Genomic DNA, 12,315 nt, shown 5'->3' on the forward strand with positions numbered 1-12,315 from the left:
CTGCGACGGATCGCCGAGCTCGGCGTGCACTGGGGGCTCGGATCATCGGTGACCCGAGTCGTCACCGCGCTCGATGGAGCGTCCACCCCTTCCTGAGCCCGCAACGTCGGCGCCGGTAACGCGTCAGACGCGCTGGCCGGCGGCCGCGACCTCCTCGGTCTCGGCATCCAGCGGCGCGGCGAACTGCGCCTGGTACAGCCGGGCGTAGGCGCCGTCCGCCGCCAGTAGCTCCCCGTGGGTGCCCTGCTCGACGATCGAGCCGGACTCCATCACGAGGATCAGGTCGGCGTCGCGGATCGTGGAGAGCCGGTGAGCGATCACGAAGCTCGTGCGGTCCCTGCGGAGCGAGCTCATCGCGCGCTGCACGAGGAGCTCCGTGCGGGTGTCGACCGAGCTGGTCGCCTCGTCGAGGATCAGCACGCTCGGCCGGGCGAGGAACGCCCGCGCGATGGTGATGAGCTGCTTCTCGCCGGCGCTCACGTTGCCGCCCTCGTCCTCCAGGTGGGTGGCGTACCCCATCGGCAGCGAGTGCACGAACCGGTCGACATAGGCGCTGCGCGCCGCGTCGAGGATCTCCTCCTCGGTGGCATCGGGACGCCCGTAGGCGATGTTGTCCCGGATGGTGCCCGCGAACAGCCAGGTGTCCTGCAGCACCATGCCCATCCGCGAGCGCAGCTCCGCCCGGGACATGGTCGTGGTGTCCACGCCGTCCAGCGTGATCCGGCCGCCGTCGAGCTCGTAGAAGCGGAGCAGCAGGTTGACGAGCGTGGTCTTGCCCGCGCCGGTCGGGCCGACGATCGCGACCGTGTGGCCGGGCTCGGCCACCAGGGACAGGTCCCGGATCAGCGGGGTGTCCTGCTCGTAGCGGAAGGCGACGTGCTCGAAGGCGAGCCGCCCGGTCGTCGCCCGCGGCCTGGCACTGGCCGGCGGTTCGGCGCTCTGCTCCTCCGCGTCGAGCAGCTCGAAGACGCGCTCCGCACTGGCGACTCCGGACTGCAGCAGGTTGGCCATCGAGCCGAGCTGGCTGAGCGGCTGGGTGAACTGCCGGGAGTACTGGATGAAGGCCTGGACGTCGCCGAGCCGCAGCGAGCCGCCGGCCACCATGAGGCCGCCGGCCACCGCGATCACGACGTAGACGAGGTTTCCCACGAACATCGTGGCCGGCATGATCAGGCCGCTGATGAACTGTGCCCCGAAGCTGGCGTCGTAGAGCTCGTCGTTCTTCTCGGCGAAGCGCGCGCGCACCTGCCGGTGCCGCCCGAAGACCTTCACCAGGGCGTGGCCGGAGTAGCCCTCCTCGATCTGCGCGTTCAGCTCGCCGGTGTGCCGCCACTGCGCCACGAACAGCTTCTGGGAGCGCTTGCCGATCACGGCCACGAGGAGCACGGTCAGCGGAACGGTGATCAGCGAGATCAGCGCCAACAGCGGCGAGATCACGAACATCATCACCAGGATCCCCAGCACGGTGAGGAGCGAGGTGATCATCTGGCTCATCGTCTGCTGCAGGCTCTGCGACACGTTGTCGATGTCGTTGGTCACGCGACTGAGGAGTTCACCGCGCGGCATGCGGTCGAAGTAGGCGAGCGGCAGCCGGTGCAGCTTCTCCTCCACCTCCTCGCGCAGGCGGTACACCGTGCGCTGGGTGACGCCGTTGAGGAGGTAGCCCTGCAGCCAGGAGAACACCGAGGAGGCCACGTAGAGCAGCAGGACGATGCCGAGCACCAGCCGGAGGGCGTCGAAGTCGATGCCGGATCCGGGCGTGAGGGTCATCCCGCGGAGCAGGTCCGCGCGCTGGGTCTCGCCCGATGCCTCCAGCTGCGAGATCACCTGGTCCTGAGTCGTGCCGGCGGGCAGCTGAGCCGAGATGGCACCCTCGAAGATGATGTTGGTCGCCTCGCCGAGCAGCTTCGGGCCGGTCACGGCGAGCACCACGCTGATCACGCCCAGGGCGAGGACCAGGGCCACCAGGAGCCGCTCCGGGCGGAGCCGGCCCGCGAGACGTCGGGCGGAGGGGCCGAAGGTCATCGACTTCTCGGCGGGCATGCCCATCCCGCCGAAGGGGCCGCCGCCACCGCCCGGGCCGCGCATCGGGGGGCGCGGGACCGCCAGAGAACTCGTCCTGGTCGCGGGTGCATCCTGCCGGCTCATGCCGCGTCCTCCATGCTCAGCTGGCTGGTGACGATCTCGGCGTACTCCGTCGAACTCTCCAGCAGCTCTCGATGGGTGCCGCGGGCGACGATGGCGCCGTCATCGAGCACCAGGATCTGATCCGCCTCGAGGATCGTCGACACGCGCTGCGCGACCACGATCACGGTCGCGTCCGACACCTCGCGGGCGAGTGCTGCCCGCAGTCGGGCGTCGGTCGCCGTGTCCAGGGCGGAGAACGAGTCGTCGAAGACGTAGATGCCCGGTCGCTTCACGAGCGCCCGGGCGATGGCGAGGCGCTGGCGCTGACCGCCCGAGACGTTGGTTCCGCCCTGGGCGATGGGGGCGTCCAGGCCCTCCGGCAGTGCCTCCACGAAGTCCTTCCCCTGGGCGATCTCGAGCGCCGTCCAGAGCTCCGCGTCCGTCGCGTCCGGGTTGCCGTACCGGAGGTTGGAGGCGATGGTGCCCGAGAAGAGGTAGGCCCGCTGCGGGATCAGGCCGATGAGTCCCCAGAGCACGTCCGGGTCGAGCTCGCGCACGTCTGTGCCGCCCACGAGGACCGTTCCCCCCGTCGCGTCGAACAGGCGGGGCAGGAGACCCACGAGCGTGGTCTTCCCCGCCCCGGTGCTGCCGATGATCGCGGTGGTCGTTCCGGGGCGAGCGGTGAAGCTGACCTCGCGCAGCACCGGCTGCTCGGCGCCGGGATAGCTGAACGTCGCATCCCGGAGCTCGATCGTCCCGGGCTGCGGGAGATCGGTCCGGGGATGCAGCGGCGGCCCCACCGACGGGACGGTGTCGAGGACCTCCGCGATGCGGTCGGCCGACACGGCGGCCCGGGGGAGCAGCACGGCCATGAAGGTCGCCATCATCACCGCCATGAGGATCTGGATGAGGTAGCTGAGGAAGGCGGTGAGCGAGCCGACCTGCAGGGTGCCGTCCTCGATCCGGAATGCGCCGAACCAGAGCACCGCGACGCTGGAGACGTTCAGCACGAGCATCACGATCGGGAACATGAGGGCGAAGAGCCGGCCAGCCCGCATCGCGGTACCGGTGAGGGCCGCGTTCGCATCCGCGAAGCGAGCGCGTTCGACCGGCTCGCGCACGAACGCGCGGACCACCCGGATGCCGGTCAGCTGCTCGCGCATCACCCGGTTCACGCCGTCGATCCGGCCCTGCATCTGGCGGAACTGCGGACCCATCCGCACGATGATGAGCCCGACCGCGACCAGCAGGACCGGCACGGACACCACGAGGATCCAACTGAGTGAGGCGTCCTCACGGAGCGCGAAGATGATGCCGCCGATGCTGAGGATCGGAGTGGAGATGAGCATCGTGCACGTCATCAGGACGAGCATCTGCACCTGCTGCACGTCGTTGGTCGTGCGGGTGAGGAGCGACGGTGCGCCGAACTTGTCGACCTCGCGCTGGGAGAAGTCGCCGACGTGCGAGAAGATCGCGACCCGGAGGTCGCGGCCGAGGCCCATCGCCGCGCGGGCGCCGAAGTAGACGGCCGCGATGGCGCAGGCGATCTGCACCAGCGTGATGCCGAGCATCAGGGCGCCGGTGCGGAGGATGTAACCCGTGTCGCCGACCGCGACACCCTCGTCGATGATGTCCGCATTGAGCGCGGGCAGGTAGAGCGAGGCCATCGACTGGGCGAACTGGAACACCACCACCGCGAGGAGCAGGGGCCACGCGGGACGCAGGAAGCGGACGAGGAGACGGCCGAGCTTGGTCATGCGGCGCACTCCGAACGTGTGACGCCGTGCGCGACGAGCGACGCCAGCTGGTCGGTGGCGAACTCGAAGGCCACGTTGAACTGCGAGAAGCTCGAGGCGAAGGCGAGCAGTCGCAGGTAGTAGGCCACCGTCTCAGGCGGCACGGTGAGTTCGGCCTCGTGCGGCGCCAGCAGGTCGCGGAGGGCGTTCATCCACTGCTCGGTCAGCTCGACGGACACCGGCGGACGCGCGGACATGCCGAGGGCCGTCATCATCGTGACCATGCCGGTGAAGCGGGCCCGGAGATGGACGAGCACGTCGCTGAGCTTCTGCTCGAGCGGAAGGTCGGGGTCGATGGACCGCAAGGCGGCGATAAGCGGGACCGGGTCGAAGAACCGCTCGACGGCCGCCTGGATCAGCGAGTCCTTGTCGCCGAACGCCCGGAACAGGGTTCCCTCCGCGATCCCGGCCGCTTCCGCGATCTGCCGGGTGGAGACGTTGCGGCCGTGCTCCTTGATCAGGGGGAGGGCCGCCCAGAGGATCGCCTCCCGGCGATCGTCGGGAGGAAGGGGGCGGGCGCGCTCGCGGGGCGACGTCTCGGAGATGCTCACAAGCGGCGAGCGTAACTGAGTGAGCACTCACTCCGATAGCAGGTTCCGGCGCGGATGTACGGAACGCGCACCTTGCGCGCCGGAAGGCAGGTCAGTCGGCGGGGCTCGACGAGCGGCGGGGCTCGGCCCGGAAAGTGGCGAGCGGCGTGCGCTCGCCCCGACCGCTCCTTTCGGGCATCCTGGTCTCCGTGCAGAGCGCTCCCTCGGTCGTGACGGTCGCCTGCTGTCAACTCGCCCTGGCAGTGGGGGACCTGGAGGGCAACCGGGGCAAGGCGCGCGACGCCATCCGGGCCGCAGCGGCCGCCGGCGCCGGCCTGATCCTGCTGCCCGAGCTCACCAACAGCGGTTACATGTTCTCGGGCATCGACGAGCTGCAGGCCTGCGCCGAACCCGTCGACGGTCCGACCGTGCGCGAGTGGACCCGGCTCGCGAGCGAGCTGGGGGTGATCGTCGTCGGCGGGTTCGCCGAGCAGGGCGAGGACGGCGAGGCGTACATCGCCGCGGTGCTCATCGACCCGACCGGCGTGCGCGCGAAGTACCGCAAGACGCATCTCTGGAACACGGAGAAGAACAGCCTCTTCGGCATGGGCTCGGGTCTCCCACCCGTCGTGGAGACTGCCGTCGGCCGGATCGGGCTGATGATCTGCTACGACCTCGACTTCCCCGAGTGGGTGCGCGCCGTTTCCCTCGCCGGGGCCGACCTGCTCTGCTGCCCGTCCAACTGGCCCCTCTACCGGCCTCCCGAAGGGGAGCGGCCCGGCGAGATCATCCGGGCCCAGGCCGCCGCGGGGGGCAACCGGATGTTCGTGGCGGTCGCCGATCGCGCCGGCTCAGAGCGCGGCCAGGACTGGCTCGGGGGCAGCGTGATCGTCGACGCGGACGGCTACCCGGTCTCCGAGATCCGGCTCGGTGAGGAGACCATCGTGATGGCGACCGTCGATCTGGCGGAGGCCCGCATCAAGTCCATCAGCGCCGGGAACGACGTGCACCGGGACCGGAGGCCGGAGCTGTACGAGCGCCCGATCGAGGACTGAGCGGGAGACGGGCGCGCGGTCGCGGGAAGCGCGACCTACCCTGGAGAGGTGACCCCCGAAACCCCGCCAGTTCTCGCGCGCCCGCAGGTCCGTCCGGCGACGGAGGGCTGGTCGCAGAAGCTCGACGCGAGCGGACGCCCCCTGCTGCAGTTCGCGTCGCCCAAGCGCGGCAAGCCGCCCGCGCACTTCGCGGACCTGACCGTCGTGGAGCGGGGCGCGCGCCTCGTCGAGCTGGGCTTCCCGGCCTACCGCGCCCGCCAGATCGCGACCCACTACTTCACCCACTACACCAGCGACCCGGCCGCCATGACGGACCTCCCCGCGGAGGTCCGTCAGCAGCTCGCCGGCGGGCTCCTCCCGCCGCTGATGACGGAGGTGCGCCGCCTCGAGACCGACCGCGGCGACACCATCAAGTTCCTCTGGCGCCTGCACGACGGCGCCCTCGTCGAGTCGGTGCTGATGCGCTATCCCGGACGCATCACCCTCTGCGTCTCTTCCCAGGCCGGCTGCGGCATGAACTGCCCGTTCTGCGCCACCGGCCAGGCCGGGCTGACGCGCAACCTCTCGGCGGCCGAGATCCTCGACCAGGTGGTGCGGGCCAACAAGGCGCTCGCCGGGGGCGAGCTGCGCGGTCGGCTGTCCCACGGCTCGCAGCCCGAGCGGGTGAGCAACATCGTGTTCATGGGCATGGGGGAGCCCCTCGCCAACTATGCGCGGCTCATGCACGCGGTGCGCACCATGGTGGCGCCGCAGCCCGACGGTCTCGGGATGAGCGCACGGCACATCACCGTGTCCACGGTCGGGCTGGTCCCCGCCATCCACAAGCTGGCTGACGAGAGCGTCCCGGTCACCTTCGCACTGTCGCTGCATGCTCCCGATGACGAGCTTCGCGACGAGCTGATCCCCGTCAACTCGAAGTGGAAGGTCGACGAGGCGCTCGACGCGGCACGCACCTACTTCGAGAAGACCGGTCGCCGGGTGTCCATCGAGTACGCGCTGATCAAAGACATGAACGACCACGGCTGGCGCGCGGACCTGCTCGCCGACAAGCTCAACGCGCGCGGGCGGGGCTGGGTGCACGTCAACCCGATCCCGCTCAACCCCACGCCCGGGTCGATCTGGACGGCGTCGGAGCCGGCCGTGCAGCACGAGTTCGTGCGCAGGCTCAACGCGGCAGGCATCCCCACCACCCTTCGCGACACCCGGGGCAAGGAGATCGACGGCGCCTGCGGTCAGCTCGCGGCGGCGGACGCCTAGTCCCGACCCCCGTGCGCCTCCGCGCCGACACCGGCGTACCCGTGACGCCGTGACCGAGTCCCTGACCGGCCTGCACGTCGGCGACGAGGTCGCGGTGTGGCTCGAGGTCCTGGTCTGACCTCCCCTCCCCTCCTCTCCCTCAGCAGGCATTCCTTCCCTCAGCAGGAGATTCGAGCCGTATTCCGGGGGGCGGCGTCCGAATTGCCTGCTGGGGGAGAGGGCGCGAGTGGGAGAGCCGGGACGAGCGGCGGACGGCGGCTCAGAAGGCGCGGGGAGAGGCGCAGATGTAGAGGTCCCGGTCGGCGAGGCCCGGCACCCCTGCGGTGAGGCTTCCTGCTGTGATCGCGTTCGCCGGATCCGGGGGTCGTCCGACGACGTGGAGGAGGTCCGCACCGCGCTCGGCGGCGATCGTCTCGAGCTCGTCCCGGAAGATCACCTCGTCCCAGGATGAGACCCGGTGGAGCAGGGTGAGGCGCGGGCCGCTCACCTCGAGGGTCTCGAACAGGGCTCGCATCGGCGTGATGTCGACGCCGCCCGCCACCAGCAGGACGGTCTTCGGGCCTTCCCCGCGCGTCCGGCAGCGGTCGCTGGACCTCCTCCGAATCGTCTCTGCGCATGCCGGCGGGACCGCGTCCGGCGGCCGATGGCCGGTCGGCGGGGTCGAGGGCGCAGGGGAGCGCTGTCCGCCCGGAAGGAACACCGAGCCCGTCCAACGGGAAGCGGCCCCGGTCGATGACCGGGGCCGCTTGAGCAGTGGGCTGGAAATGCCCGGTTCGGCCCTGACGGGTCGCGAACCTCGAGTTCGGCTAGTTGATCGCGAACGTGCGCCCGTGGCGCCGTACGACCGCAGAACCCTGCATCTTCTTCATCGAACCCAGCGAGTTTCGGAACTTCATATGGTCTCCCTCCGACGGAATAGATCTACCTTCGCCCCTCCACCCGCATTCCGTCCAGGGGTGTCGGCAGATCCGCCGAATAGGCTCAGGAAGCCCCTCGAGGAAGGACCCCCATGTCGACCGATCAGTATCACGAGCCGCCCCAGGAGCTGTCCGCGGAGGTGCGGACGTTCGCGCGGATGTGCGCCAGCCTCTCCGAAGAGGCGGAGGCGATCGGCTGGTACGAGCAGCGGATGGCCGTGGAGCAGGATCCGGTGGCGAAGGCCATCATGGAGAACTCGCTCGGGGAGGAGTTCAAGCACTTCAGCATGGAGCTCGAATTCCTGATGCGGGCGAAGCCCAAGTGGCGAGAGACGGCCAAGGGCATCCTCTTCCAGGACGGCGACATCGTGGCGAACGGCGAAGCGGCCGAGGAAGCCGCCGGCTGAGCTCGACGCTTCTCCGCCATGCGCACCCTGCACGCCGCGATCCGGGTCTCGGACCCCGACGCGTCGATCGCTTTCTCCCGCACAGGGGGTGTTCGGTCGCCGGTCGCGTCGCCGGCACCTTGTAGGCGCTTCCTCCGTGCTCAAGCTGCCGGACGACGGCTTGATGAGCTGGGAACTCGTGTACAACCCCTCGCTGGGGACCGGCACGCCGCAGGAATGACGGCCGTCGACTTCGACTGACGAGATCGCCTCGGCGGCGAGGCGGAGAGGCCTCCTGCCGGGGAACCGGCGCCGAAACGGAGCCCGCCCGCTCGCTTCCCGGCACTCTGCGAGGATCCGCGCGCGCCCCGACCGGGACCCGTACTGGGGGTCTTCGCCGGGTTGCTGCCTGATCGGAGGCCACTTACGGTCGAAGAGCACCATTTCTCCGGGGGGAAGAACATGACGCAGTCCCATCGACGCGCGGCCATCGAACGAAGCAATCGCAGGACCCGAGCAGGGCTGATCGGGATGGCGCTGTCGGCGTCTCTCGCCGCGGGGCTGCTCCTCGGCACTGCCGCGCCTGCCATGGCCGCCGAGGCCACTCCCGCCCCCGTTCCGTCACCGGTCGTGACCGCGGGCGCGACGGTTGCAGCGCCCGCGCCGTCGCCGTCGCCGTCGCCGAGCGTGCCTGCCCCCTCCCCCTCTCCGTCGGTCCCCGCACCGTCGCCCTCGCCGCTTCCGAGCTCTGCTCCCACTCCTGAGCCCACGCCGGAGCCGGTCGTCCCGCTCCCCGTGGCGAACGCGCTCTCCAAGACCAAGGGGCAGACCTCGGCGACCCGCACGCTGACCATGACGGGCGCCAACCTCGACAACGTCGCCGCCGTCTATATCGGGGCCGTCGCGGCCTCCGATCTGGTCGTCGTCAGCCCCGCAAAGATCACCTTCCGGGTGGGCACGGCGTTCAACTTCCAGCCCATGAAGTACAAGGTCACCCTCGCGGCGCTGTCCACCGGCGAGCGCGTCCCCACGCCGCTGACCTATCAGTACGTGCTGCAGACCAAGCGGGATCGGCAGATGGACTACGCCTTCGATCACTGGAACGACCGCTCGAGCAAGACGTACTTCTATGCCAGCGGCACCAACTGCGCGAACTTCACCAATCAGGTGCTCCGCGCTCGCGGATGGAAGCCCACCTCCAACTGGCACAACTACGGCTGGACGGACTACACCTCGTCCTGGGTCTCGTCCACCGCCCTGATGAAGTACTTCAAGGCGCGTCCCCAGCTGGCGGCGCCCCTCACCGACAAGCAGCGCAACCAGGTGCGCGTGGGCGACGTGGTGCAGTTCGACTGGGACGGCTCAGGCGATCGAGACCACACCGCCGTCGTGTCCAAGGTGAGCACCGACGTCTACGGGCATGTCAGCGTCTACTACGTCGGCCACACCAGTCACACGACTTACTCCAGCGTCGACTCGTCGATCAACCCGCAGCACCCGAAGGCGCGCGTCTACTACTGGCACCTCGTCGCCTGAGTCCGGTCACGCACCCCACAGAGGCGCCGACTTGCCAGAAAGTGACGGTATTCCGGGTCGGAAGCGTCATCAAGTGGCAAGTGGACCTGGGCGGCGCGGCGGGTGTCCGCCATGGTGCGCTCTCGATCGAGCAGCGGTGCGGGCGCCGGTCGCGCACGCCCCCTGGTTCCGCAGCGCACGGCCGCGGCTAGGCTGACCGCATGACCGCGGACGCCCAACTCGGAGTGGCAGTGGCGCAGTTCGCGCCAGGACGGGACGCCGTCGAGAATCTGGACCGGATCACCGGATTGGCGCACCTCGGGGTGCAGCGCGGCGCGTCGCTGATCGTGTTCCCCGAGTACTCGTCGTACTTCGCCGACCCGATGGACGCCAGCTTCTCCCGCAACGCGCAGGCCCTCGACGGCCGGTTCGTCTCGACGCTCGCGCAGCTCGCCGGCCGGCTCGGCGCCACCATCGTGGCCGGCATGGTCGAGCAGGTCGGCAGTGGCCCACGCTTCTCCAACACCCTCGTCGCGGTGAACGGGGGCGGCGTCCTCGCCGCCTACCGCAAGCAGCACCTCTACGACGCCTTCGGCCAGCGGGAGAGCGACTGGGTGGTGCCCGGCGATCTCGGCGCACCCGAGATCTTCGAGGTGGGCGGCATCAAGGTCGGCATGCAGACCTGCTACGACATCCGCTTCCCCGAGGTCACCCGGCGGCTGGTGGATGCGGGAGCCGAGCTCGTGCTCGTGCCCGCCGAGTGGGTGCGGGGGCCGCTCAAGGAGCACCACTGGCGAACGCTTGTGACGGCGCGCGCCATCGAGAACACGATCTATGTGGCCGCCGCGGACCACGCCCCGCCGATCGGCGTGGGCAACAGCCTCGTGGTGGGTCCGATGGGCGTGCACATGGTGGAGATCGGCGAGGCGACCGATGTGGCGGTCGCCTGGATCTCCCGGCAGCGGCTGGCCGACGTGCGGACGAAGAATCCTGCGCTCTCGCTGCGCCGATTCAGCGTCATCCCCACGCCGCCTCTCAGCTGAGGCTGCCGCCTCAGGCCTGAAGACCGGCCAAGCGCGCGGCCGCGAGCTCGAGCACGTCGAGTCGCTTGCAGAACGCGAAGCGCACCAGGGAGCGATACTGCCCAGCCAGCTCCTCGTGGCAGAACGCGGAGATCGGCACCCCGACGACTCCGGCCAGTTCGGGAAGCCGCCGGCAGAAGTCCCGGGCGTCGGCGAAGCCGAACGGTGCCGCGTCGGCGACGACGAAGTAGCCCGCCGCCGGGAGGCTCACGTCGAAGCCCGCAGCGCCGAGCCCGCTCGCGAGCAGGTCGCGCTTGGCCTGCATCTCGCTGCGCAGGGCGGTGAAGAAGGAGTCGGGGAGCCGGAGCCCGGTGGCGATCGCCGGCTGGAACGGTGCGCCGTTGACGAAGGTGAGGAACTGCTTGACCGCCACGATGGCGCGGACGATATCGGCGGGGGCGCTGAGCCAGCCGACCTTCCACCCGGTGGTGCTGAACGTCTTGCCGCCGGAGGAGATCGTGACGGTGCGCTCCCTCGCTCCGGGCAGCGTGGCCAGCGGCACGTGCTGGGCATCGCCGTAGACGAGGTGCTCATAGACCTCGTCGGTCACGAGGATCGCGTCGTGCTCGTGGGCCAGCTCGACGAGCAGGGTCCGCGTCTCCAGATCGAGCGTGGTCCCCGTGGGGTTGTGCGGGTCGTTGACCAGGATGAGCCGCGTCTTGTCGGTGACTGCCGCTCGCAGCTCGTCGAGGTCCGGCCGGAAGCCGGGCTGTCGCAGCGGAACCGTCCTGTGCACGCCGCGCGCCAGCTCGATGACGGCGCCGTATGCGTCGTAGAACGGCTCGAAGGTGAGGACCTCGTCGCCCTCGTCGACGAGAGCGAGGATAGTGGCGGCCAGGGCCTCCGTGGCGCCCGCGGTGACGAGGACTTCCCGGTCGGCGTCGACCTCGATGCCGTAGAAGCGCTTCTGATGCTCCGCGATCGCCTGCCGCAGCACCGGCATGCCGATTCCTGGCGGGTACTGGTTGAGCCCGGCAGAGATCGCGGCCCGCGCGCTCTCGAGGACTTCCTCCGGACCGTCGTAGTCCGGGTATCCCTGACCGAGGTTGATGGCCCCGGTCTGCGCAGCGAGAGCGGTCATCTCGGCGAAGATCGTGGTGCCCGCCTGGCCGTCCGCGCCGAGCAGGAGCGCGCCATGCGCCGCCCGGCGCCACGATCCCTGCACAGCCACGGCAGACACGCTACATGCGCGCGGGCTGTGGACAGCCTCGCCGTCGTAACACGAGGTGCCCTAGCGTGAAGGCCATGCGCGGGCGGGCACTGCGAACAGCGGCCATGCTGTCGGTCGCCCTGATCGCGACGGCGCTGTCCGGATGCGCGTCGAGCCCCACCCCACCCACCCCCGCGCCGAGCCCGTCTCCAACGGCATCGCCCCTGTTCGCTTCCGAGGAGGAGGCCCTCGCCGCAGCCACGGAGGCCTATGCCGCCTATCAGGCAGTCGCCGACGAAGTGGCAGAGGCGGGTGGCGCAGGGGCTGATAAATATGAGCAAGTGGCCACGGGAGATGCCCTTGCGAAAGGGCGAGAAAGCGCCGAGGAATACCAGAAGGCCGGTGCTTACGCGGTCGGAAGCACCGTTGTCGAGTTCGTCGATATGCAGCAAGCGCAACTCCAGGCCGCAGATTCCGAGCTTCTCTTCTACGTTTGCTTA

At 69.8% G+C, this 12,315-nt stretch carries 10 protein-coding genes and 1 pseudogene; 6 read left to right on the forward strand and 5 right to left on the reverse strand.

What is annotated here, in order from left to right; all coding sequences use genetic code 11:
• Nucleotides 1-123: 123 nt before the first annotated feature.
• The 3 genes from JWR33_RS08435 to JWR33_RS08445 are packed head-to-tail and all read right to left on the reverse strand — an operon-like array spanning nt 124 to nt 4,474.
• Nucleotides 124-2,148: an ABC transporter ATP-binding protein gene (locus tag JWR33_RS08435; RefSeq protein WP_297411025.1), complete on the reverse strand. Its 2,025-nt coding sequence runs from the start codon at nt 2,146-2,148 to the stop codon at nt 124-126.
• Entirely contained in the window at nt 2,145-3,884 is a 1,740-nt protein-coding gene (locus JWR33_RS08440; RefSeq protein ID WP_297411027.1) for an ABC transporter ATP-binding protein, read from the reverse strand. Before JWR33_RS08440 ends, JWR33_RS08435 begins: the two co-directional genes overlap by 4 nt.
• The gene (locus JWR33_RS08445) at nt 3,881-4,474 is read right to left on the reverse strand and encodes a TetR/AcrR family transcriptional regulator (RefSeq protein ID WP_297411030.1); all 594 of its coding nucleotides are present in this window, start codon (nt 4,472-4,474) and stop codon (nt 3,881-3,883) included. The genes JWR33_RS08440 and JWR33_RS08445 overlap by 4 nt, the downstream gene beginning before the upstream one ends.
• A gap of 188 nt (nt 4,475-4,662) precedes the next feature.
• On the opposite strand from JWR33_RS08445, the gene JWR33_RS08450 reads away from it, so the two are divergent.
• Entirely contained in the window at nt 4,663-5,508 is an 846-nt protein-coding gene (locus JWR33_RS08450) for a nitrilase-related carbon-nitrogen hydrolase (RefSeq protein WP_297411032.1), read from the forward strand.
• Between the two features lie 48 nt (nt 5,509-5,556).
• Nucleotides 5,557-6,765 carry a 23S rRNA (adenine(2503)-C(2))-methyltransferase RlmN gene (gene rlmN, locus JWR33_RS08455; RefSeq protein WP_297411034.1) on the forward strand — a complete coding sequence of 403 codons (1,209 nt, stop codon included), beginning with the start codon at nt 5,557-5,559 and terminating at the stop codon, nt 6,763-6,765.
• Between the two features lie 259 nt (nt 6,766-7,024).
• On the opposite strand, the gene JWR33_RS08460 is transcribed toward rlmN, so the two are convergent.
• Nucleotides 7,025-7,306, reverse strand: coding sequence for a hypothetical protein (locus JWR33_RS08460; protein WP_297411035.1), 282 nt, complete (start codon nt 7,304-7,306; stop codon nt 7,025-7,027).
• Between the two features lie 468 nt (nt 7,307-7,774).
• On the opposite strand from JWR33_RS08460, the gene JWR33_RS08470 reads away from it, so the two are divergent.
• The 3 genes from JWR33_RS08470 to JWR33_RS08480 all read left to right on the forward strand — a co-directional run bounded on the left by JWR33_RS08470 (nt 7,775) and on the right by JWR33_RS08480 (nt 10,626).
• Nucleotides 7,775-8,089, forward strand: a complete 315-nt coding sequence (locus tag JWR33_RS08470) for a hypothetical protein (RefSeq protein WP_297411037.1) — start codon at nt 7,775-7,777, stop codon at nt 8,087-8,089.
• A 510-nt stretch (nt 8,090-8,599) separates the two neighbouring features.
• The gene (locus tag JWR33_RS08475) at nt 8,600-9,604 is read left to right on the forward strand and encodes an amidase domain-containing protein (protein ID WP_297411039.1); all 1,005 of its coding nucleotides are present in this window, start codon (nt 8,600-8,602) and stop codon (nt 9,602-9,604) included.
• 200 nt (nt 9,605-9,804) lie between these two features.
• Nucleotides 9,805-10,626: a carbon-nitrogen hydrolase family protein gene (locus tag JWR33_RS08480; RefSeq protein WP_297411041.1), complete on the forward strand. Its 822-nt coding sequence runs from the start codon at nt 9,805-9,807 to the stop codon at nt 10,624-10,626.
• Between the two features lie 10 nt (nt 10,627-10,636).
• Here JWR33_RS08480 and JWR33_RS08485 read toward each other — a convergent pair whose 3' ends face one another.
• Nucleotides 10,637-11,836 (reverse strand): aminotransferase class I/II-fold pyridoxal phosphate-dependent enzyme, encoded by a 1,200-nt coding sequence (locus tag JWR33_RS08485; RefSeq protein WP_297411043.1) that lies wholly within the window; start codon nt 11,834-11,836, stop codon nt 10,637-10,639.
• Between the two features lie 65 nt (nt 11,837-11,901).
• Between JWR33_RS08485 and JWR33_RS08490 the strand changes: the two are divergent.
• Nucleotides 11,902-12,315: pseudogene (locus JWR33_RS08490) on the forward strand (hypothetical protein); the annotation flags it as partial.

The sequence above is a fragment of the Naasia sp. genome (assembly GCF_025465545.1).
Classification (GTDB): Bacteria; Actinomycetota; Actinomycetes; order Actinomycetales; family Microbacteriaceae; genus Naasia.